Raw genomic sequence first — 23,028 nt, 5'->3', positions numbered from 1 at the left:
TCTACTACTTCTTATCTCCCATTCCTACAATATTGTAAGCTGCTTTTCCTACTAACCCTCTCCATACTCCAATATTTATATCTGGATGATAAACATGTTTTGAAAGCCCTGAATTCTTCCAATATCTATGATCTGCATCTCCATACTCTAAAGGTTCCTCTCCAAATCTTCTCCATAAATTATACATAAATATATATTTTATCTTAGGTTTATTAAGTTTTTCAGATAATATATTTTTACTGAATCTACTAGATATATCTTTTATTTTTTCTACATTTTTATTACTTAATACCATGGCTCTATATGCTATTGGCATTATTTCTACGAAGTTAAATCCCCAATAATACAAAATATCTCTAATATATTTTGAAGAAGCTTTATGTCCTGCTCCTGCAGTAGTAGTAATTACCAAAGCCTTCTTCTTAAAGAACTTTGGTCTATGAAAATTATAAGACATATGATCTATAAATGTTTTTAAAAGTCCACTAACTTGCATTGAATAAGTAGGTGAAGTTATTATAATAAAATCCGAATCCTCAATTTCTTTAACTATATAATTTATCTTCTCTTTATGTGGACACTTATCTTCCCCTTTATAAATACATAAAAAACATCCATTACAATGGGGTATATTTTCTTTACCTAATTCAATATCTTTAAACTCAAATTCTCCATACTTTCTCATCTCATCTTTAGCTATATTTAATACTTCCCAAGTATTTCCCCTCCTTGGGCTACCATGTATAACAGTACATCTCATATTTCCCTCCAAAATAAAAGAGAAAGCATTATATTCTGCCTTCTCCTTTGCTAATCATTTCCATTAAATTATACAGTATATTTATCTAATTTGTAAACTTTTATAAATTAAAATAAACTATACTTGCATCATCTCTTTTCTTTAATCTTGGATAACTATTACAGCTACTATCTTTCTCTTGTTCCTCATATAAAGTATTAAATATATTTTCTATATTCTTTTCCTTTACTTCGCTTATAAACTCTTTATAATCTCTTGATAAATTAAATGTATCATAATATTGTGAAAATCCATCTGAAGTAATACAGATACTAGTTTCATTACTTATAGAAATTTTATTATACAAACCTTTGTCAACTGCGCCTTCATCTAGTTCTAATATCCAATATCCATTTGGCTTATTCTTTAATTTTCTTACACTAATAACCTCATCATTGCAAAGTTTTCTTGAATCTAATATAGAAATATTATTTAGTTTACTTACTTCTCTCATTTTTTTCAAAATCTTTTCCTCTAAAGCTATTAGTCTCTTATCAACAATTTCTTTTATTGATTTATTTTCTTGTGAGTATATTAATGTACAATCACCAATTACATAATACTCTAGTTCTTTACTACTAAATTTTACTAAAGATAAAGCTGCACAAGGGTAATCAATTTCTTCTAGAGCATTAAATCCATCATATTTAGAATATTTCTCTTTAACCTCTTTAACTGCATTTTTTATTATTTCTTTAATAGGTTTTGAACTATTTATATGCTTTCTTAAATAATTATCTAATGATTCAACATACCATAATGCATCAGTTTCTTTCTCAGTAATTCTTTTTCCAGTTAATCCTGTTGCTCCATCTAATACCCATGCTGCGCCATCAATTATAGTAACTTTATCTTCATTTGGCTTAACATCAGATCCCTGCCTTGATAGAAATTTTATATTTTTCATATAATTAATCCCTCCAGTTATAAATTGCTAAGCAATTTATTCAGTTCACAGCTCTCAATTCACAGTTCACAGTTTATGATAAAACTACTTCTTAGTTTCCAAAATTCAAGCTATATCAACTCTTTGATTGTTGATATAATAATTTCTTAATTCATAAAAGATAAATTATTTCCATAACTTGCATTGTAAACTGCAAAATTTTACTAATTCTTAAATGAATGAATTGGTGCTGGTATTCTTCCACCCCTTTGAATGAATAGTGAAGATGAATATTTGTTCACTGGCATTACTGGAGCAGTTCCTAGTAATCCTCCAAATTCAACTAAGTCTCCCACTTTGCATCCTGGAGCTGGTATAACTCTTACTGCTGTAGTTTTATTATTAATCATCCCTATTGCTGATTCATCTGCAATCATAGCTGCTATTGTTTCTGCTGGTGTATCGCCAGGTACAGCTATCATGTCTAATCCTACTGAACATATAGCAGTCATAGCCTCTAACTTTTCTAAGTTTAATGATCCATTTAATACAGCATCAATCATACCAGCATCTTCTGAAACTGGTATAAATGCTCCACTTAATCCACCTACATGACTACATGCCATAACTCCACCTTTTTTAACAGCATCATTTAATAATGCAAGAGACGCTGTTGTGCCATGAGTTCCAACTACTTCAAGACCCATTTCTTCTAATATGTGTGCAACTGAATCTCCTACTGCTGGCGTTGGAGCTAATGATAAATCTACAATTCCAAATGGAACTCCTAATCTCTCAGAAGCTTCTTTTGCAACTAATTGACCAACTCTAGTTATTTTAAATGCAGTTTTCTTTATAGTTTCTGAAACTACATCAAATGACTCTCCCTTAACCTTTTCTAGCGCTCTTTGAACAACTCCAGGTCCGCTTACCCCAACACTTATAACCTTGTCAGCTTCTCCAACACCATGAAAGGCTCCTGCCATAAAAGGATTATCCTCAACAGCATTACAGAACACTACAAGTTTGGCACAGCCAAATCCCTTTGTCTCCTTTGTGTACTCAGCAGTCTTTTTAATTACTTCGCCCATTTCTCTAACTGCATCCATATTTATTCCACATCTTGTTGAACCAACATTTACAGATGAACATACTTTGTTAGTTTTAGCTAATGCTTCTGGTATAGAATCTATTAATATTTTATCTCCCTTTGTATATCCCTTTTGTACTAAAGCTGAAAATCCCCCTATAAAATCTACGCCTAAAGTTTCTGCTGCTTTATCTAAAGTTTGTGCAAACTTAACATAATCTGTTTCGTCTGTAGCTCCAGCAATTATTGATATAGGCGTTACAGATATTCTTTTATTTACTATAGGAATTCCAAATTCATTTTCAATCTCTCTTCCTACTTTAACTAAATCCTTGGCACTATTAACTATTTTATTATATATCTTTTCTCTTGCCTTATCTCCATCTGAATCTATACAATCTAGTAACGAAATTCCCATAGTTATAGTTCTTATATCAAGTTTTTCTTCTTCTATCATCTTTATGGTCTCTAATATATTATTACTATTCATTTTTTACCTCCAATTATAAAGTGTGCATTGAATTAAATATTTCTTCTCTTTGAATTTTAACATCTACTCCAAGTTCTTCACCTTTTGCTACTAATGCACTCTTAATATCCTCAAAGGTAGAATTAGATTCTTTTAAATCTAACATCATTATCATGGTAAAATATTTATCCATTATTGTTTGATTAACATCTAATATGTTTATGTTTAATCTTAATAATTCATTGCTAACCCCTGCAATTATTCCCACTTTATCTTTTCCTATTACTGTTAAAATAGCTTTCATTATCCCCAACTCCTAATTTTAAATTTATAACATTTATATATATTCTAAAAAAGTTATTATAATTTTATCCTTACTACGTAAGTTTGTCAATTTGAAATATATATCATTCGTAAATTTAAACTTATTAATTTTCATTTATATTATTATGTGATGAACATTAATAAGTGTCTAATATTTAATTAAAATATATAAATAGTTAACCTCTATATAAGTATTATACAAATTTTATTGCTTTTTTTAGGCTTTTTCACTATTTTTTCTAAATTGTATTTAATTAATTAACCTTTTCTATTATAATATAGTTATTGCACGGGTTAATTTAGTTATCCCTTTACAATTTATATATACCAAATAATTAGGCAGACTTCTATTATAGAGTCTGCCTAGTTATTTTCACATAAAAAATTCATCTTCTAAGGATTCAAGATCAATAATTTTAATTTCTTTTAAGTTAAAATCTATTAATCCCATATCCTTCATTTTAATTAATTCTCTTGAAAGAGATGGCCTTGGTATTCCAAGTTCTTCCGCAAAGTCCTTTTTAGAAGATATCTTAAAAGAAAATGTATTATTTCTTTTATAGTTATCTAATAAAACCTTACATATTTTCCTTCTTATAGAATCTAATTCTATTAGGTTTATTTTTTTATTTAATATAACTATTTTTTGTGATAACAATTCTAATATATTTTCTGTAAATTGAGTATTCTTTTGAATTATTCCTAAGACACTTTTTTTAGGGAAAGATAATACCTTACAATCCTCAATAGCCATTACTGTTGCTGGATATTCTCTTGCTTTAGAAAATAATAATGCCTCTGCAAATACATCACTAACATCAAAGGTTGCTAAAGTCAGTACTTTTCCATTTTCATATATAGTCTGAATAACAGCCTTACCTTCAACTATTACTGATAAACTATTACATTTTTCACCTTGATTTGCTATTACTTCACCCTTCTTATATGCCTTTAAAAGATATACTTCCGACTTAAGTATTTCTTCGATTTCATTATTTGATATTCCCTTAAAAAAGCAAGTATTTTTTAAAACATCTATCATAAATAAATTTCCTTTCCAAGTATTTTCGCATTGCAAAAATACTTCAGTTTACATTTCACACCTTAAGATTAGTTAATTATTTAGTAAGAATCTCCACTTTAAATGAGATGCAATTACATATGTATCCATTGGTTCATTTAATATATCTCTTATTCCTTCTTCCTTAGGATTAAAGCCTTCATTATCTGCCCAAACAATTAAGTTATCATCTCTGCCACTTATTAAATCATTATGTATATCTAAATAGCAATCGAAGATATCACAACTATAATGTTCTTGCCAACCAACTATATGAAACTTTTTCACATTTGTAAAACATAATTCTAATACCTTTTTGGCACATTGGCTTTGAAAAATCATATGAAGTTTTCTATCCTCCGGCATTCCAAAACCCATGTTTCCTTCATTATCTACAGATGTACCACTTTTATAATTTAATTCCACTAAGCAAGAATCATGAAAGCCACAATACTCTTTAATCAAATATTCTATATCTTCTCTATTGTTAATTTCATTCCATTCCATATAGCAAACGCTCCTTAAATATGCCTATACTTATATTTAAATTTATTGACTATTCACATTAAACTTATTTATTGTTTTTATTATAACATATTTTGTAAATATGTATAACTTTTAATAATGTAGATACTTTAAGATATAAAAATAGCCTTAGACAAGTCCACTTAATGGTCTAAGGCTTAAAGATTACTTATAAGGAAACTCGACTCACATACGTTCGCTGAGTAAGTTCCACCAACCTATTTTTCTCTTCTTCTATTATCTTCTTATTAAGTCTTTCAAATAATATTGTAACTTCCTCAATTGATACTCCATACTTCGGCACAATTATTTCCCACCTATCCTCATTAATAGCTAACCATACTTTTATTTTACCTGAAGATTCTGGCAAAAATGGTGATAATAAATTTGCTAAATTTGCTATTGAATAAATACAATTATATATTGTGTTACCACAAACTTCCAAATCATCTTTTACAGTAATCCATGGTGCGTTTTCATCAAAATATTTATTGATACTTCTTATAAATTCAAAAACTTTCTCAAGTGCAATTTTAAAATTTCCTTGTTCTATAAGGTTTCCTATAATATTATATAAAATATCTATTTTTTCTTTTATATTGATATCCACTTCTCCATTAGGAATTTTATTATTAAAATATTTTTTAGCAAAAACTAAAGTTCTATTAACTAAATTACCATATGCCCCTAATAATTCACCATTATTACTATTCACAAATTCTCTCCAAGAAAAGTCAGTATCTCTTTTTTCTGGTGCATTAATTAAGAAAAAGTATCTTAATGTATCTGAGTTATAACGCTCTATTATATCTGGTACCCATACTGCCCAGTTACTACTTGTTGATATTTTTTTACCCTCTAATGTTAAATATTCACTAGATATTATCCTATCTGGTAACTTATTATATCCTATACCCTTTATTAATGCTGGTAAAATTATGGAGTGAAATGGTATATTATCTTTACCATGTACATAATATGAAGTAGCATTTTCTTCCCAAAACTCTTTATATGATTTTTTATTTTCTAATGCCCATTTTTTACTCATTGTAAGATATCCAAGTACTGCATCTATCCACACATAAACCTTTTTATCTCTAAATTGTTGTATGGGTATATCTACTCCTAATGATAAGTCTCTTGATATAGCCCTATCACATAACCCTTCATTTAGGTATCTTTTTGTATTATTTACTGCATTAACTCTCCAATTACTTTGAGTTTTATCTAGGTTTTCTTTAATAGTGTTTTGAAATTTAGATAAAGCGAAATATAACTGTTTTGTATTCTTTACTATTGGTGTATTATTACATAACTTACATTTTCTTTCTGAAAGTTCTAATGGTTCTAGTAAAGTACCACAATTATCACATTGGTCTCCTCTTGCAATTGAATTACATTTTGGACACACTCCTTCAACATATCTATCTGGTAAAAACTGCTTACAATGTTGACAGTATATTTGCTCTACTTCCTTTTCATAAATTAATCCTTTATTGTATAGTAAAACTATAGCTTCTTGTACATCCTTCTTATGAAATTCATCATCTGTTCTACCATAATAATCATATGAAAAATTTAACCTTTCAAAACACTTTTTGAATTCTGCATGATATTTATCTGCTATATCCTTTGGCGATACACCTTCTTTCTTTGCTCTTATTGATATAGGAGTTCCATGACAATCACTCCCTGAAACATATAATACATTGCATCCCTTCATCCTATAATATCTTGCTAATACATCTCCTGGTAATAATGCAGCTATATGGCCAATATGTATTGACCCATTAGCATATGGCCAAGCCCCTCCAATAAAAATATTCATTTTCTAAATCCTCCTTATTAATAATAAAACTTAAATATAAAAAAGCTCCCGTTCTAAGAAATTAATCTTAGGAACGAGAGCTAAACTTCGTGTTACCATCCTATTTCATGCATACCTTACAATATGCACCTCATCAAGTACGTCATATATAATATGATTATACTCTATCACTATAACGGGTGAATCCGTTGCAGCCTTAATTTTTATAACAAAAATCTCGGTACACCGCTCCAAGGCCATTTTCACTTTAATATCCTTTGCTTCCTCTCACCAATGGAAACTCTCTGTATAAGTATTCTTAAAGTTACTTTCCTCTTCATTGCATTTGTAATTATTATACTCTTCTTAATTACATTGTCAATATACAAATTTAGTAAAATTCTACGTCATTTGTGGTACGATTCACCGCACCGTAAGTAAAAAAGTTTAGACTTGCCCGTATACAATATAATTAATATAATTTCAAATTCAAGTTTCAACTATGTTTTTATAAAAAAATAAGTAGCAAAACCACCTAGATTCTACTACTTATTTCAAATTAATATTTAACCAATTTGGTGTTTTCTTATCTTTCCAAACAACTTCACCATCTTTAATAACCATAACTAATTTAAACATTTCTGAATTATCGTATATATTAATTTTGTCACATATATTAATGACTTTACTCAAATTTGCTAAAGAATCGAAGTATCTTCTTTCTATAGCCTCATCTGGTATTCCATGACCACCTTTTCTTACTCGTATTGCAACTCTTTCTTTCGCAATATCGACACTTTTTACCCCTATATAATTCATAGTAACATAAAATCCTTTTTCTTTTGCCAATTTTATATTACTAATAATACTTTTTCCTGATAAAGTAGTTTCTTGATTAAATGATATTCCTTCAACTATATATTTTTTTATTAGTTTTATAGCTTCTCTAGCACATTTAATTTGAAGATTATTATCTTGCCAATGTCCTATCCTTGAAACCATTTCATCAGTATTTATTCTCTTTTCATCTATATTTTCATTATAATAAATAGATTTATATATAGAAGTTTTTCCTGCACCATTAACTCCTGCAAATATAGTGTAATTTTTCATATTAATTACCTATAACTTTCATTTGCTCTCTTTGTAATAGGATATTAGATAAATTTGCATAAAAATCTTGTTCTTCTTTTGTTTTTGAGTTTAAAAGCAATTCCATAATATCAGTATAGGAATACTTTAAAAAAATATCATATAAATTGATATACTTATTATCCATATAATCCTCCTTTAGAACTTAATTTATAAATTAATTATATACCAAATAATTAAAATAATAAACCTAAGATCTAATAATTTGGGTTCCCATAGATACGCTTCACCTTACCATAAGTAAAAAAATTTAGACTTTCAAATATACATCTTAATCAGTATTATTTCAAAATGAAGTTTTAATTATATTTTTTTATAAAAAAATAACTAACAAAACATTTATTATTTTGAATAGCTACTTTTCCAATATATTATTTGCCTAATTAGGTATTTTTTTATCTTGCCATATTAGCTTGCCATTTTTTAAATAAATACCTTCTCTTAACACTTCTGTATTATCATATATATTTACTTAATTTAAATCTATTAAGTCTATTAATTTTTACAAAACAAACTTTTTTCATTAGTGATGATTTTCGCTATCGTAACACCATTTTGCTATTTCGGCAATAAGCTCAAGAGGTAATGGCTTGCTGTAAGGAAACTGAACTGCGCCTTTACTTGTCTTGTATTCTGTAAGCTTTTCGCTAAAATGCTCTACAGCTTTATCTCCAGGATATAATCCAATATGCTTTTTAAATGCTGCAAAATGAATTATATTTTGTTTATTCCAATAAGTTGGCATACTCCAAGAAATACGTTCTTCTGCATATGGGAGTGCTTCACGAATTGTATCTCTAATTTGATTTAATAATGGCCAAAGCTCCTCTGATTGCATACTAATATAGTCGTCAATAGTTTTAGGTTTCTCACCACAGTAATGTTCTTGGTTGGTATTCTTGAACTCTTTGCCGCATTTATCACATTTCCACATATTAGATCTTCCTCACTCTCACTCTAATTATTATCTTCATTATAAATATTTTACTCAATAACTTATTAATTTATATAGCTTATAAAAATTATTTGCTTTATTAATTATAACATATTCTGTAAACAAATCATTGATTATTCAACTTTATAACTCTATTAATGAAATAGGATTAAGATTGCAATTATCGCTGGTGTAGAAAGAATTATCACTGTAATAATGAATATTAATTTTATATATTTACTTATTGTATTTTCTTTAATTAAGCTAATTCTTAAAATCAATAATGAAGCAATTAAAATAATAATAGCAATAATACCATATGCCATAAAGGTAAATGTACCTGTCATTGTTGATTTTCCAACACTAACTTCATATGAATTTATTTGATATTTTCTTATAGCTCCTATACATGTTATTAATATAAATAATATAAGCGGGTAAAATTTCTTCACTAATCTCATATACCAAATCACCTCTCTATCATATTTCTACACAAATAAACCTATACCTTTATATCATAATTATATTTTCAAAAAAATAAGATAGACTTTTAAATTCTATCCTAGGTAATTAAAACTCGAAAACTGAAGGAAAGAAATTATAAATAGTTATCTACATATAAACTTTTTATAAATTATCTAAAAGTAAAAAGAAGCTTGTCTCCCTAAATAATTAGTTCAACAAGCTTCTTTTAATATTTATATTATGCTAAAAACATTTTTAAATCATCTTCAACATTTGTTATTCCACCGATTCCAAAGTTTTCAACAAGTACTTTAGCAACATTTGGTGAAAGGAATGCTGGTAGAGTTGGTCCTAAGTGGATATTCTTAACTCCTAAGTATAGTAATGATAATAATACTATAACAGCTTTTTGTTCGTACCATGCAATGTTAAATGCTATTGGTAATTCATTGATATCTTGTAATTCAAATACTTCTTTAAGTTTTAATGCAATTAATGCTAATGAGTATGAATCGTTACATTGTCCTGCATCTAAAACTCTTGGAATTCCACCGATATCTCCTAAATCTAATTTATTATATTTGTATTTTGCACAACCTGCTGTTAATATAACAGTGTCTTGTGGTAATGCTTTTGCAAAATCTGTATAGTAGTTTCTTGATTTAGCTCTTCCGTCACATCCTGCCATTACGAAGAACTTCTTAATTGCTCCTGTCTTAACCGCATCTACAACTTTATCTGCAAGTGCAAATACTTGATTATGAGCAAATCCTCCAATGATTTCTCCCTTTTCTATTTCTGTTGGAGCCTTACAAGTTTTAGCAAGTTCAATTATTTCTGAGAAATCCTTAGCTTGTCCATCCACTCCATCTATGTGCTTACATCCTGGGAATCCTGCAGCTCCAGTTGTAAATACTCTAGCCTTGTAGCTATCCTTTGGTGGTACTATACAGTTAGTTGTCATAAGGATTGGTCCATTGAAGCTTTCAAATTCTTCTTTTTGCTTCCACCATGCATTTCCATAGTTTCCTACAAAGTTATCATATTGTTTGAATTTTGGATAGTAATGAGCTGGTAACATTTCTGAGTGAGTATAAACATCTACTCCAGTTCCTTTTGTTTGCTCTAATAATTGTTCTAAGTCTTTTAAATCATGACCTGAAACTAATATTCCTGGCTTGTTTCCAACACCTATATTAACTTTTGTTATTTCTGGATTTCCATAAGTTCCAGTATTAGCACTATCAAGTAGAGCCATACCGTCTACCCCTACTTTACCTGTTTCTAAAGTTAAAGCAACTAACTCATCTGCAGTTAAAGTATCATCTAATAACTTAGCTAAAGTTTCTTGCATAAATGCACTTACTTCTTCATTGTCATAGCTTAATTCATTAGCATGTTTCATGTATGCTGATAAACCTTTTAATCCATAAGTTATAAGTTCTCTTAAACTTCTTACATCTTCATTTTCAGTTGCTAATACTCCAACTACTGTTGATTTTGCATCATATTCTTCTCTTGTAGTAGCTGTCCATAATGCTGCTTCTGATAAACCATCTTTATTTGATAATTTAGCTAATAATTCTTCTTTTATTTCTAAAACTCTTTTTACTCTATCATAGAATATTTCATCATCAAAGTTAGCATTAGTTATAGTTGTAAATAGATTTATAGTTATGAAATGGTTAACTTCAGCTGAAATTTCTTTTCCTTCTTTTCTAAGTCTAGTTGTAACCTCTGATAATCCTTTTGTTGTATATACTAAAAGGTCTTGCATTCTAGCAAGGTCTGGTGACTTTCCACAAACTCCAAATTGAGTACATCCTGTACAACCTGCTGTTTCTTGACATTGGAAACAGAACATTTTATTTTCCATTTAAAAATCCTCCTCGATAATATAAACTTAATTTATTTCTTTCTTGATTACATTATATGAGGATTTTAATCGGAATTCGGTAACAAGCGTTACCAAAGAATTAAAACTTTTAAAATTAATAAATTAATTTTGTAATACTAGATTAATTATTAATAAAGCCTCTTCCTTTCCATTTTCCTGTTTTCCATCTTATTAGTACTAGTATTGCTCTAAACCATTCATCTATAGCAAATGATATCCACACTCCTACAAGTCCTAAATTTAGTTTTACTCCAAGGATATATGCTAAACCAACTCCAAATGTCCACATTGAGAATACTCCTATATATACTGGAAATTTAACATCGCCTGTTGCTCTTAATCCATTAATTCCAACTATATTTATACATCTTCCTGGCTCTAATATTATTTCTATTATAAGTACCATTACTGCTATATACATTATTTCTGAACTACTTGTTAAAAGTCCTAAAATACTTTTCCCTAAAATAGCTATTAAGAAACTTATAGATATTGATACTATCATTGCTTTTCTTAAGGTATAAATACATAATTTATATGCTTTGTTATCTTCTTTACTCCCTACTAAATTCCCTATTAATATACTTCCTCCTTGCCCTATTGCTGATGCAAATATATAGCTAAAACAAACTATTGTACTAACATAGCTTTTGGCCGCCATACTACTTACCCCCATAAGATTTATAAAACTCGTTATAACTAATTGAGATAAATTATATGAAATTTGTTCAGAAGCTGATGGAATACCAATCTTAAGTATATTTATAAGATGAATTTTAGGAAATGGTTTAAACATAGATATCTTAAATTTATTTAAAATTAAATTATAAATTGCTTTTCCTAAAATTATTAATCCTACCATCTTACTTAAAATAGTTGCTAGAGCTGCACCTGCAACCCCCATACTTGAAAACCCAAGTTTCCCAAATATAAATATATAATTTAGTATTATATTTATAAGATTCATAATAATAGTTGCATTCATACATATCTTAGTTAAACTATGGGCTCTTAATATAGCCGTAAATGTCATAGTTATTGCTTGGATAAATATAAATCCACCAACTATTTTTAAATATTGATTTCCTAAATATATTAACTCTGGAGGGCTATTTAATAGCTTCATCATTCTAGATCCACCAAAGAACATTACGAAGCTTATAATTAAACCTATAATAGAATTTATACCTATAGATATTCCTGCAACTTGAATTATAGTTTTTTTCTCACTTTTTGCTCCTAGATATTGAGCTATTAAAATAGATGTACCAGCTGTTATTATTCCAAACATAAGGTTTAACATCCATATTATTTGATTAGCAACTCCTACTGCTGCAACAGAATTATCAGAATATCGCCCTAACATTATTGTATCTACGCTACCTAATAAAGAAAAAAGTGCACTTTCTATAAATAAAGGCCATGTTACCCTTTTTAATTCTTTCTTTAGATTCCCCTCAATTTCCATAATCTCCTCCATACCTTAAAGTTATTCTTATATACTGAAATTCATTTCTTTTTGTATTATACTGTTATTAATACTATTTTTCTCGTTTAAAATTGCTTATAATTATAATAATTCTGCTCTATTTTTTAAAAGGAGATATCATGGATACTAAAAGCTATTTACAACTTAAAGAACAAGTTAATCATGGAAACTTAAAATTACCTATGGAAGTTTATCACGTGGAGTTTAGAAATTCAGCTGATTTTTATTCACACTGGCATGATGAAATGGAGTTTATATACATACTTGATGGTTCTGCAGAAATTTGCATAGATTTTAAAGTATTTAATGTAACTACTGGAGATTTTATTATTATTCCTAATGGAGCAATCCATTATATGATAGGTAAAGAAAATACAAAAATATCTTATATAGCCCTTGTATTTAGTCTTTCATTAATTGAAGGTAATACTTTAGATTATTCTCAAATTAATTTTGTAACACCAATGATCCAAAATAAATTATTTTTTAAAAATGTTGTGACCAAATCAGATATAGGACATTCAAATATAGTTAATGCTTTTAATTTGTTAATTGAAAGCTACAATAATAAAGCTTATGGCTTTCAGTTATCAATTAAAGGAGCTTTATTTTCAATTTTTTCAACTATCTTTAAAGAAAATTATGTTAGCCTAAATGTAGATCAAGATAAAAATAATGACTTAGTTAAAGTTGAAAAATTAAAAGAAGTTATTAAATATATTCAAATCAATTATAAAAATTCTATATCTATTAAAGAATTAGCTGATATAGCACAGTATAGTGAATATCATTTTTTACGATTTTTTAAAGCTCAAACAGGTAAGACTTGTACTCAATATATAAATTATTTTAGAATTCAAAAAGCAACATTACTTTTATTGGATACAGATTTACCTATAACAGAAATTGGCTATGAAGTTGGTTTTGGTGATGTATCTTACTTTATTAAAATCTTTAAAAAATTCTTATCAATATCCCCTACTAAATATAGAAAAACAAATTTATTTTAGTTCACAGTGCACAACTCACAGTTCACAATTTTCAAATCTCAACTAATTAATAACTGTGCCTTGTGAACTGTGCACTGAAAAATGCTTCTAAATTCATGTCATATGTTCATTTGAAAACTTAAAGAAGTAAAACAAAAAAGTAGTAGATAGTTAAACTTTGAAAACAGCTTTACTTCCTTTATTTGTTGAGCTTACTTCAAGTTTAGTTTCTATTCTATCTTTTAATTCTTGAACGTGAGAAATTACTCCAACAATTCTTCCATCATCTTGTAAGTCTATTAAGCATTCAATAGCTGAATCTAAGGACTCTGGATCTAGGGTTCCAAATCCTTCATCTATAAACATAGTATCTAATTGTATGCCCCCTGAATAACTTTGCACTACATCTGCAAGTCCTAAAGCCATAGATAATGATGCTTTAAAAGATTCGCCTCCAGACAAGGTTTTTACATCTCTAGATTTACCTGTATAATTATCAAACACCTCTAAATCTAACCCTTGACCCTTTCGCTTATCCCCTAACTCTTCTTTTCTTAAAAGCTCAAATCTGTTGCAAGTCATTTGTGAAAATCTTATATTAGCGGCTTCAATTATATCTTCAAAATAAGCTGCTAGAACATATCTTTCAAAACTTATTTTTCTTGGGTTATCTCCATTGATTACTTTTGCAAGTTTACCTACTGTCTTGTATCTTTCTTCATCTTGATGTATTAATTTATTATAATTAATACATTCTCCAATAATCTTTTTATTTTGGCTTATTCTTAAGTAAATTTCCTTTTCAGATTTTTCTAAGTTAATTCTCTCATTATTTTTAACTTCCAAAATCTCTTCTATATTTCTTATGTCAATCTTATTTAAATTCTTACATTCTTCTAAAGACAAATTATAAATTTTTTCAGCATTTGATAATTCAATATTAAACTTACTTATATCCTTTTCCAAGCTATCTATTTCTATTTCTGTCATCCTACTTAAAGAATAATCATTATAATCTTTAAAACCTAATTGTAAGACTTTTTCTTTAAATAACTTCAGAGCTTCATCTAATTCTATCTTTGAATTTTTAACCATTAATTCTAATGAATTTTTATTTCCATTTTCTTTATCATAAATAGTTTTAATATTGTTAAATTCCTTCTCTGCCTTTAAATAGTCTTCTTTTAATTTTTCAAGATTTCTATTTATCTTTATTTGTTCTTCTTCTAACTCATCAACACTTCTTATTGTTCCTTTAAATTCATTAACTATATTTTGTAAGTTTACTTCTTGAGCTTTCACTTCACCTTCTTTTGACAATAGTTGCTTATTCCTATTTTCTAGCTCAACTCTCAATTCTTCAGTATATTTTTCTATGTCTTGCTTTTGCTTTAATTTAGATGATTCTAATAATACTATTTTTTCTATTTCTTGTTTTCTTTTAATTATTTTATTTAAATTATTGTTATTATTCTTAATTTCAGTACTCACCTTATCTATAGATATTTCAACATTATCTTCAAGATTTTCTTCACTAAATATTTCTATAAATATAGGTTTTATAGCTTCATCTTTAAGTGAATTTATTTCTGATTGGATTTTAGTAAGTTCCCTATAATAAGATTCTCTTTTTTCATACAGCTTATCAACTAATACCTTTGCTTCTTTTACAGCTGCTTCATTTATACTATCAGCTTCAATAACTGCAAGCTTTGGATGATGAATAGATCCACAAACTGGACAGCTTTCCCCTTCCATTAAATCTTTAGCTAATATTCCTGCTTGATTTCTTCTAAAAGTTTCTTCTAATTTCTCATAATTTTTTTTCTTTTCTTTATATTCTTTGTCTGCTTTTTCATAAAATTCTATTCCCTTTAAATGTCTTTGACTTTCTAATTTATACTTTTCTAATGAGCTTAAAAGTTTATTAAGTTTTTCTTGTTTAGAGGTATTAGCTATTTCTTCTATAGATAGTGTGTTTTTTTCTTCTTTTAATTTATTAATACTTTCTAATTCTTCTAATAATGATTTTATTAAATCATTATTCTTATTTCTATCCACATCAATTTGTTTAATTCTTTCAATAATATGCTGTGATTCTTTTTTTAGTTTATAAAGCTTTTCTTTATTACTTTGATAGTTTAATGATTTTTCTTTTAATTTCTCAATTTCATCAAGTTTTTTTCTTAAATCATTTTTTAATTCTTCTTTTTCATTTTCTATTTTTAAATTTCTTTCTGCATTTTCAAATTGTTTTTTATATTTCTCTAAATCTTCTATACTTTTTTTTAAGGTTTCTTCAACTCTAAGTAATGCTATTTTCTTTTCTCTATATTTATCTTCAAAACTTAAGGCTGTTACAGCTTTTTTACCATTCTCTAATTTTATACTTTTAGTTTTATATTCATCCTTTAATAAAGTTAATTTATCTAAGTCTAATTTATACTTTTCTAAATTATCTATTTTTTTATTTATATCATTGGCTAAAACTAACTCTTTTGAGATATTATTAATTTCTAAATTTATATCTTTTAAATTTTTCTTTATTAAATCTTCTTCAACTTCATCTTTATTTACTGCATCTTCAAACTTTGAAAGTATTAATTCTATATTCAAATCCTTAGCATTTATAATTCTTCTTAGTTCATCATCATCTTCTCTACATAAAAATGATTTTACTCTATTTTCTCTATCTCTTTGTATTTGCTCTATAGACTTTTTGAGATTATTAGCTTCTATTTTTATATTTTGTTGTATATCTGAAAAAACCTTAGTTCCAAAGATTTTTCTAAAAATCTCTTCTTTCTTATCACTATCTGAATTTAATAACTTTTTGAATTCACCTTGTGGAATCATAACTAATTGTTTAAATTGTTCACATGTAATTCCTAATATTTCTTCAATTAATTTAGTAACTTCCTTTGGTCCTGTTACTGTTTTGTCTCCAATTTTAATTTCAGCAGAAGGCTTACTTTCTGTAAATCCATCACCTCTTTGCTTAGCTCTAAAGTATTGTGGTGATCTTTTTATATAATAATCCTTATTTCTAAGTGAAAACCACAGTTCTACTTCAGTTGGAGTTAATTTATCGGCAAAGTCACTTCTTAAATTTTTACCATCTCTTTCACTACCACTTGCTTCTCCATATAAAGCAAAATTTATGGCATCAAAAATTGTAGTTTTTCCAGCTCCCGTATTACCTGTAATAACAAACATATTCTTACCATCAAGGTTTGCTTCAAAGTCTAATTCTTGTTTTTCTGCATATGGTCCAAAACCTGTTATTACTAGTTTTCTTATCTTCACCTTACTCTCCCCCCTTTTCTGCTGACTCTATTATTTGCTCAATAATATTCATCTCATCTTCACTACAAACTTCATCCATTATATCTTCATAAAAATTCTTAAATAAAGTTATTTTAGATTTTTCTTTTATATTAGTTGCTACATTCCTACTACTATTTCGTGAAACTCTTTCTTCTCTAGTTAGCTCCATAACATTTGGATATATACTTCTAAGCTTTGCTATTGGGTCTAAAAGCTCACCTTTATCTTTAAGTATCACCTTAATATAATCCTCATAATTTTCAGATGAATTATCAAAACCTTTAATAATTTCCTCTAATGTTCCAGTTTTTATTCTAAAATCTCTTCTAGGTTTTAAGTTATAAATTTCTAACTCTATATCTCCCTTTTCATTTATGTCTACAATTGTTATACCTTTTTTTTGATTTACTTCTGAAAATGAATATTTCATAAGTGAACCTGAATATCTTATTTTATCGCTTCCAACCTTTTGAGGCCCATGCAAATGTCCAAGTGCTGTATAGTTAAATTTTTCAAAATGCTTTGAATTAATATATTCAGTTCCACCTATGGAAAGAGGCTTTTCTGAATCACTTTCTTCTAATGTTTCAAAGTTATCTTCTTTCATTTGAGTTACATAACCATGAGCAACTGCAATATTTCTTTCATCTTCATTAAAATCATTTAATATTTCAGAAATTATTTTTTGCATAGCCAAATCATGGTTTTTTATATTTTCATCTTCAAATAAGTCTCTAACAACAGGTACATCTGCATATGGTATTGGGTAAAAATTAACTTTCCCATGCTCATCTTCTAAAACTATTTTCTCTATTTTTCTTTTTAAATTCCCAACTATATATAGCCCACTATCACATAATAATGAACTTGCAAATTCAACTCTTTCATTGCTATCATGATTTCCTGCTAAAGCTATTACCTTAGTATTTAAATCCTTAACTATTTTTCTCATAGTTTTATTTAATAATTCAACAGCATGAACTGGTGGAACTGACCTATCGTATAAATCACCTGCAATTATAACAACATCTGGTTTTTTCTTTTCAATTGCTTCATAAATTTGATTTATTATAAATTCTTGATCTTCTGTCATATAAAATCCATTAACAAGCTTTCCTATATGCCAATCTCCCATATGAAAAATCTTCATAATATCACCTCAAATATTTACATAATATAGGTAATTATATCACATTTATGTTAATTAATATTTTACAAATAACAATTAATAACTTATTGTGAATTTATAATTTTTCATTTATTTTCTTTAAAGACAAAAGATGCCTTTAGATATAGTATTACAGATATGAATATGAAAATTTTATTATGGTATTATTGATTTCTTATATTATATAATTAAATTATAAGTTAATAAGTAATCGTGAAAAAGTACAAAGATTATTTATATAACAGGCTGTTAAGAGGTGATGATAAATGAATGATATCCAAGTAATTATATGGCTTTTTCCTATACTTTTTATTTTCCATGATTTTGAAGAAATAATTTTTATACAACCTTGGCTAAGTAAAAATAGATATTATTTAAGTGTAAGATTTCCTACATTATCAAAAAAGCTATTACCTCATTTTGATAATATTACAACATCATCTTTTGCCCTTGGAGTAGCAGAAGAATTTATTTTAATTAGTATAATTACAGTTGTTTCATATATAATGAATTCGCATAGACTATGGGCAGGATTATTTATTGCATTTACTTTACATTTAGTAATACATTGCTTTCAGGCATTGATAATAAGAAGATATGTGCCTGCTATAGCTACAAGCATTATTTGTTTACCTATATGTATTTATATTATTAAGTATATAGTGCAATTATTTACTTTGGATACCGTTGTTATATACTCAATTTTGGGATTTATAATTATGGTAATCAATTTAGGCATTGTTCATAAGTTTATGGATGTTTTTAGCAAGTGGTTAGCAAAATATGAAAATAAAGGTTAACGAATAATCTTATACCAATTGAATAATAAAAACTCCAAAATATCCTTTGGAGTTTTTATTATTGAACCATATTACAATATATTATACATTCTCAAAAAATTTTATCTCTAATAATTTTTATAGGCTTAAACTTGATAATATATACTTCTCTTCTAACTAAATTTCAAGAAACTTTTTCAAATCAGCTGATAACTTTTTTGCATCTTCGTATCCTTGATTATATATTAATTCTAATTTTTCTTTATCTTTTTCAAATCTACTAACTTCTAAAGGACTACTTGGCCTTATAACAAAACATTTTCCTTCTGCTTCTAATTCATCTATTTTATCTAATGTATCATTATATATTTTATATCTATTTTCCATGGCATTAATAAGCCCTTGATGATTCTTATATTTTCTTTTTATTATAGGCATCATCTTGTTTTTGCCTTTTCTATATCCTTTATGCTGAGTTAGTATAACAACATGCTTTTTAATTCCATCATCTATTGCCTTTTGTATTGGTATTGGCGCAGCTATTCCACCATCCATTAGCTTTTTATTATCAAAGTCAATTACTTTAGCAACTAATGGTAATGAAATAGATGCTTTTATTGCATCATATCCATCTTCATTAAAATCTTTAATATGATAAAATTCAGGAAGTCCTGTTTTACAATTTGTTGCTCCAACTATAAACTTAGCTCCGGAATTTTTAAATCCTTCATGATCAAATGGCTCTAATTCATTTGGTATAATATTAAATAGCATCTCCATACCAAAAGCTGATCCAGTTTTAATTAAATTGCTAAAGCTTAAATATCTCCTATCATTTATATAATTTAAATTTACTCTATAATTTCTCTTATGTTGCTTTGAAATATATGAAATACAGTTACATGCTCCTGCTGATACTCCTACGCAATATTTTATATCTATTTTTTCGTCTAATAATAAATCTAATACTCCAGCTGTATAAACGCCTCTCATTCCTCCCCCTTCTAGAATAAGAGAGGTACTTTCCACATTTTCCACTTTAATTCCTCCAATTTTTTTCAAATAACAATTTACACTGCACAATTACCAATTATAATATTATAATATCACTTTTTTAAAATATATTCGAGTAATCATCTTATACAAAAAATTGAATTAATTTTCATTTATATAAAAATAAAAAATTGAATTTTAAGTTTTATAATGTAAAACTTAAAATTCAATTTTGAAAATATATTTTATTTAAAAATCTCTTAAAAATTTTTCTTTATAATTCTTTCATTTCTAATTACTTTGACTTACAAAATCTTATGCTGCTTCACTAGAAAATACTTCGTATATATCTTTTCTTCTTGCTTTTGATAATGCTTTAGCTAGTGCATATGAAATAGTTCCATCAACAAAATGATGTAAAATAGTTCCTACAGCTACTACAACTATAAATTGATAAACTGAAAAACCAAATGGTATAACTATAAGTCCTTCTAAAATTCCATGAATAGGTGCTGTTATAGCTATTGCCTTCTTAAAGTTTTTATCCTTTGTAACTATTTTTGCTCCTATATATCCAACTATTATATGCATAGACGCCCTAGCTGCAACAACTAATGGAGTTGTTATAAAGAATCCAAGTGCAGAACCTACTCCTACGAATATAGCCACAGATGGTGATATTAGCATCGCTAAAAACATTGGAACATGTGAGGCTATAGTTGCTGTAAAAGGTCCTATAACTATCTTTAAAAATCCAAATTGTGTTGGAATTATAATTGCAATTGCTGTTAATACTGCTGCAAAAACCATTTTTCTTACTCTTTCTCTGCTTTCCATATAAAAAATCCCCTCTCCATACTAGTGTATATACATTAGTATATTATATATGTTTCCATTTGTAAATATTTTATTTGCACTATTATAAGCAAAAGAAACTCATTATAAAATTTAATGAGTTTTTTTGTTAATATTTTTATATTTATTTATAGATTTTTTTCCTGTATTTATGCTTATATTTACTGGATAAAATATTCCTTCATATACTTTGTTTATTTTATTTCTAGACAAAATAAATATTATTATAAACGGGCTTATTATAATTAATATATTTTGTATTATACTAATATTCCATCTTGGTATGAAGAAATAAACTAACACAACTAAATAAATATGAAAAATATATATGTTCATAGTTGCTTTACCTATTTTTGAGAAAAACTTTTCTTTACTAGGAACTAAACTTATAACACAAATACTAAACACAATTGCTGAAATGTATAATAATACTCTAAATATAGTTCCTTTTATTAAAGATAATCCCAATGCATTATATGAATAGGAATTATATAAAAATTTATAATCTACAAATTTATTCTCAACTATAAATACTGCAAATAATAAAAATAACATTAATATAATTATGGATAGTTTATTATTAAAAGTTTTTATCTTATTTAAATGTTCTTCTTTAGCATAATAACCAAGTAAAAAAAATGGCAAAAATACAATGGTTCTTGATATAGACAAAATACTTCCTATACTAGGAATTAATCCAACAAAAATTCCTATAATAAAGCTGACGCCTAAAATATATCTTATTTTAAGCAAATACTTTAAAGAAACTCTCCAAAAAAATAAGCTTAATAAATACCACAGTGTCCATCCTGGATATATTAAAGAAAACATATTTTTCTTAGTACCTATATAAACAGCTAAGTACCAAATCATATTAAAAATTACATAAGGTATCAATAAATTTTTGATAGATTTTCTTTTCATTTTATAAAAATTCTTTGATAGATATCCTGAAATAAATATAAAAAGTGGCATATGAAAAATATATATAAAAATATATATAGACATCAAAATATTACTATCTTTTATGTAATATTCAATTACATGTCCAAATACCACAAAAAATATTAATATAACCTTCAAATTGTCTAACAAATAATTTCTTGTTTTAATATTTCTCATATATCTTCAATAAAATCTAAAATTATTTTAGATTCGTTTTCTCCTTTACCTATTACTAATGTTATAATATCTGAATGATATTTATCCTCTAAAATCTTTAATTTAGCATTTCCACCTAAATCCCTTATCTTATTTACAAAACTAATAGAATTTTCAATATCTATTAATGGGTCCTTTTTCCCATGCAAACACAAAACTGGTATATTAATATCATTATTTTCTAATAATTTTATAGGATTTATTTCTATTAATGATAATTCCTTTCCTAAATAATTTTCTATTAACAGAACCGAGTGTTTTGACTTACATTTTTCAAAATCAAGAACTCCTGCTAATGTGATCAACCCACAAAAAATGTTTTTCTTAATATTAAATTCTTTTTGTTTCTTAAAATTAAATACTAGATTGGTTGCAAGCTCTCCACCAGCTGAAAACCCCATAACTATAACTTTTTTATTTTCTATTTTACATTGATTAGATAAATAATAGCTTATTGCTGTAAATATATCATTTATTTGCTCAGGATATTTATATAATGGTGCAAGTCTATAAGCTGGAAGTACAACGGTGTACCCTTTATCGCAGAAAAACTTTCCTATATAACTTGAGGTTTTGGGGCTTCCATGCCACCATCCTCCTCCATGAATAAAGAATATTATAGGTTTATTTATATCTCCATTATAAACTCTATAATACTGTTTTATATTTTCTCCATATTTATAAGTTTTAAAATCAACTTTTTTACTTTGTATATTTTCATTTAAAATTTTGTATGTTATTGGTAGCATCTTAAACTTTTCTTTTATTCTGTTACTTATCATATTTTTTCTCCTGGAAATTTTATATAACTTGCATAGGATCCATTAATATCTAATATATTTATTAATATATCTGCTTA

The 23,028-nt window shown here is 26.9% G+C and carries 21 protein-coding genes and 1 other annotated feature; of the genes, 2 read left to right on the top strand and 19 right to left on the bottom strand.

Annotated elements, in window-relative coordinates:
• Positions 1-4: 4 nt before the first annotated feature.
• The 13 genes from ABDZ60_RS17530 to ABDZ60_RS17470 all read right to left on the bottom strand — a co-directional run bounded on the left by ABDZ60_RS17530 (position 5) and on the right by ABDZ60_RS17470 (position 12,876).
• Positions 5-760, bottom strand: coding sequence for a flavodoxin family protein (locus ABDZ60_RS17530; protein WP_343779923.1), 756 nt, complete (start codon positions 758-760; stop codon positions 5-7).
• A 100-nt stretch (positions 761-860) separates the two neighbouring features.
• Positions 861-1,706, bottom strand: coding sequence for a protein phosphatase 2C domain-containing protein (locus tag ABDZ60_RS17525; RefSeq protein WP_343779921.1), 846 nt, complete (start codon positions 1,704-1,706; stop codon positions 861-863).
• Positions 1,707-1,909: 203 nt separating this feature from the next.
• Positions 1,910-3,265: a PFL family protein gene (locus ABDZ60_RS17520; protein ID WP_343779918.1), complete on the bottom strand. Its 1,356-nt coding sequence runs from the start codon at positions 3,263-3,265 to the stop codon at positions 1,910-1,912.
• A 13-nt stretch (positions 3,266-3,278) separates the two neighbouring features.
• Positions 3,279-3,548, bottom strand: a complete 270-nt coding sequence (locus tag ABDZ60_RS17515) for an ACT domain-containing protein (protein WP_016207686.1) — start codon at positions 3,546-3,548, stop codon at positions 3,279-3,281.
• Positions 3,549-3,941: 393 nt separating this feature from the next.
• Positions 3,942-4,610, bottom strand: coding sequence for a Crp/Fnr family transcriptional regulator (locus ABDZ60_RS17510; protein WP_016207687.1), 669 nt, complete (start codon positions 4,608-4,610; stop codon positions 3,942-3,944).
• A 72-nt stretch (positions 4,611-4,682) separates the two neighbouring features.
• Positions 4,683-5,135 (bottom strand): hypothetical protein, encoded by a 453-nt coding sequence (locus tag ABDZ60_RS17505; protein WP_016207688.1) that lies wholly within the window; start codon positions 5,133-5,135, stop codon positions 4,683-4,685.
• Positions 5,136-5,322: 187 nt separating this feature from the next.
• Positions 5,323-6,981 carry a methionine--tRNA ligase gene (gene metG / locus ABDZ60_RS17500; RefSeq protein WP_047000337.1) on the bottom strand — a complete coding sequence of 553 codons (1,659 nt, stop codon included), beginning with the start codon at positions 6,979-6,981 and terminating at the stop codon, positions 5,323-5,325.
• 66 nt (positions 6,982-7,047) lie between these two features.
• Positions 7,048-7,310 (bottom strand) — a binding site (T-box leader).
• Positions 7,311-7,509: 199 nt separating this feature from the next.
• Positions 7,510-8,073, bottom strand: coding sequence for an ATPase (locus ABDZ60_RS17495; RefSeq protein ID WP_343779911.1), 564 nt, complete (start codon positions 8,071-8,073; stop codon positions 7,510-7,512).
• Between the two features lies 1 nt (position 8,074).
• The gene (locus ABDZ60_RS17490) at positions 8,075-8,239 is read right to left on the bottom strand and encodes a hypothetical protein (protein WP_343779909.1); all 165 of its coding nucleotides are present in this window, start codon (positions 8,237-8,239) and stop codon (positions 8,075-8,077) included.
• A 396-nt stretch (positions 8,240-8,635) separates the two neighbouring features.
• Positions 8,636-9,046 (bottom strand): iron chaperone, encoded by a 411-nt coding sequence (locus ABDZ60_RS17485; protein ID WP_343779907.1) that lies wholly within the window; start codon positions 9,044-9,046, stop codon positions 8,636-8,638.
• Between the two features lie 155 nt (positions 9,047-9,201).
• A complete protein-coding gene (locus ABDZ60_RS17480) occupies positions 9,202-9,507 on the bottom strand; it encodes a hypothetical protein (RefSeq protein ID WP_343779905.1) in 306 nt (101 codons plus the stop codon).
• A 242-nt stretch (positions 9,508-9,749) separates the two neighbouring features.
• Positions 9,750-11,387 (bottom strand): hydroxylamine reductase, encoded by a 1,638-nt coding sequence (gene hcp / locus ABDZ60_RS17475; RefSeq protein WP_047000334.1) that lies wholly within the window; start codon positions 11,385-11,387, stop codon positions 9,750-9,752.
• A 142-nt stretch (positions 11,388-11,529) separates the two neighbouring features.
• Positions 11,530-12,876 carry an MATE family efflux transporter gene (locus ABDZ60_RS17470; protein ID WP_343779903.1) on the bottom strand — a complete coding sequence of 449 codons (1,347 nt, stop codon included), beginning with the start codon at positions 12,874-12,876 and terminating at the stop codon, positions 11,530-11,532.
• A 140-nt stretch (positions 12,877-13,016) separates the two neighbouring features.
• Between ABDZ60_RS17470 and ABDZ60_RS17465 the strand changes: the two genes are divergently transcribed.
• On the top strand, positions 13,017-13,907 hold the full coding sequence (locus ABDZ60_RS17465; protein WP_343779901.1) for an AraC family transcriptional regulator: 891 nt from the start codon (positions 13,017-13,019) through the stop codon (positions 13,905-13,907).
• Between the two features lie 150 nt (positions 13,908-14,057).
• On the opposite strand, the gene ABDZ60_RS17460 is transcribed toward ABDZ60_RS17465, so the two are convergent.
• Positions 14,058-17,192 (bottom strand): AAA family ATPase, encoded by a 3,135-nt coding sequence (locus tag ABDZ60_RS17460; protein ID WP_343779899.1) that lies wholly within the window; start codon positions 17,190-17,192, stop codon positions 14,058-14,060.
• 1 nt (position 17,193) lies between these two features.
• Positions 17,194-18,363: an exonuclease SbcCD subunit D gene (locus ABDZ60_RS17455; protein ID WP_343779897.1), complete on the bottom strand. Its 1,170-nt coding sequence runs from the start codon at positions 18,361-18,363 to the stop codon at positions 17,194-17,196.
• A 284-nt stretch (positions 18,364-18,647) separates the two neighbouring features.
• Here ABDZ60_RS17455 and ABDZ60_RS17450 point away from each other — a divergent pair, with 284 nt between their 5' ends.
• A complete protein-coding gene (locus ABDZ60_RS17450; protein ID WP_343779896.1) occupies positions 18,648-19,181 on the top strand; it encodes an HXXEE domain-containing protein in 534 nt (177 codons plus the stop codon).
• Between the two features lie 156 nt (positions 19,182-19,337).
• On the opposite strand, the gene ABDZ60_RS17445 is transcribed toward ABDZ60_RS17450, so the two are convergent.
• The 4 genes from ABDZ60_RS17445 to ABDZ60_RS17430 all read right to left on the bottom strand — a co-directional run bounded on the left by ABDZ60_RS17445 (position 19,338) and on the right by ABDZ60_RS17430 (position 22,951).
• On the bottom strand, positions 19,338-20,198 hold the full coding sequence (locus ABDZ60_RS17445) for a patatin-like phospholipase family protein (RefSeq protein ID WP_343779894.1): 861 nt from the start codon (positions 20,196-20,198) through the stop codon (positions 19,338-19,340).
• 270 nt (positions 20,199-20,468) lie between these two features.
• Positions 20,469-20,990, bottom strand: a complete 522-nt coding sequence (locus tag ABDZ60_RS17440; protein WP_016207701.1) for a hypothetical protein — start codon at positions 20,988-20,990, stop codon at positions 20,469-20,471.
• Between the two features lie 111 nt (positions 20,991-21,101).
• The gene (locus ABDZ60_RS17435) at positions 21,102-22,130 is read right to left on the bottom strand and encodes an acyltransferase family protein (RefSeq protein ID WP_084820717.1); all 1,029 of its coding nucleotides are present in this window, start codon (positions 22,128-22,130) and stop codon (positions 21,102-21,104) included.
• Positions 22,127-22,951, bottom strand: coding sequence for an alpha/beta hydrolase (locus ABDZ60_RS17430; protein ID WP_343779891.1), 825 nt, complete (start codon positions 22,949-22,951; stop codon positions 22,127-22,129). The genes ABDZ60_RS17435 and ABDZ60_RS17430 overlap by 4 nt, the downstream gene beginning before the upstream one ends.
• Between the last annotated feature and the right edge of the window lie 77 nt (positions 22,952-23,028).

The sequence above is a fragment of the Clostridium sartagoforme genome, from assembly GCF_039521405.1.
Lineage (GTDB): Bacteria > Bacillota > Clostridia > Clostridiales > Clostridiaceae > Clostridium > Clostridium sartagoforme.
Note: the sequence above shows the minus strand (reverse complement) of the source record. Positions and strands in the feature narration are given on the sequence as shown.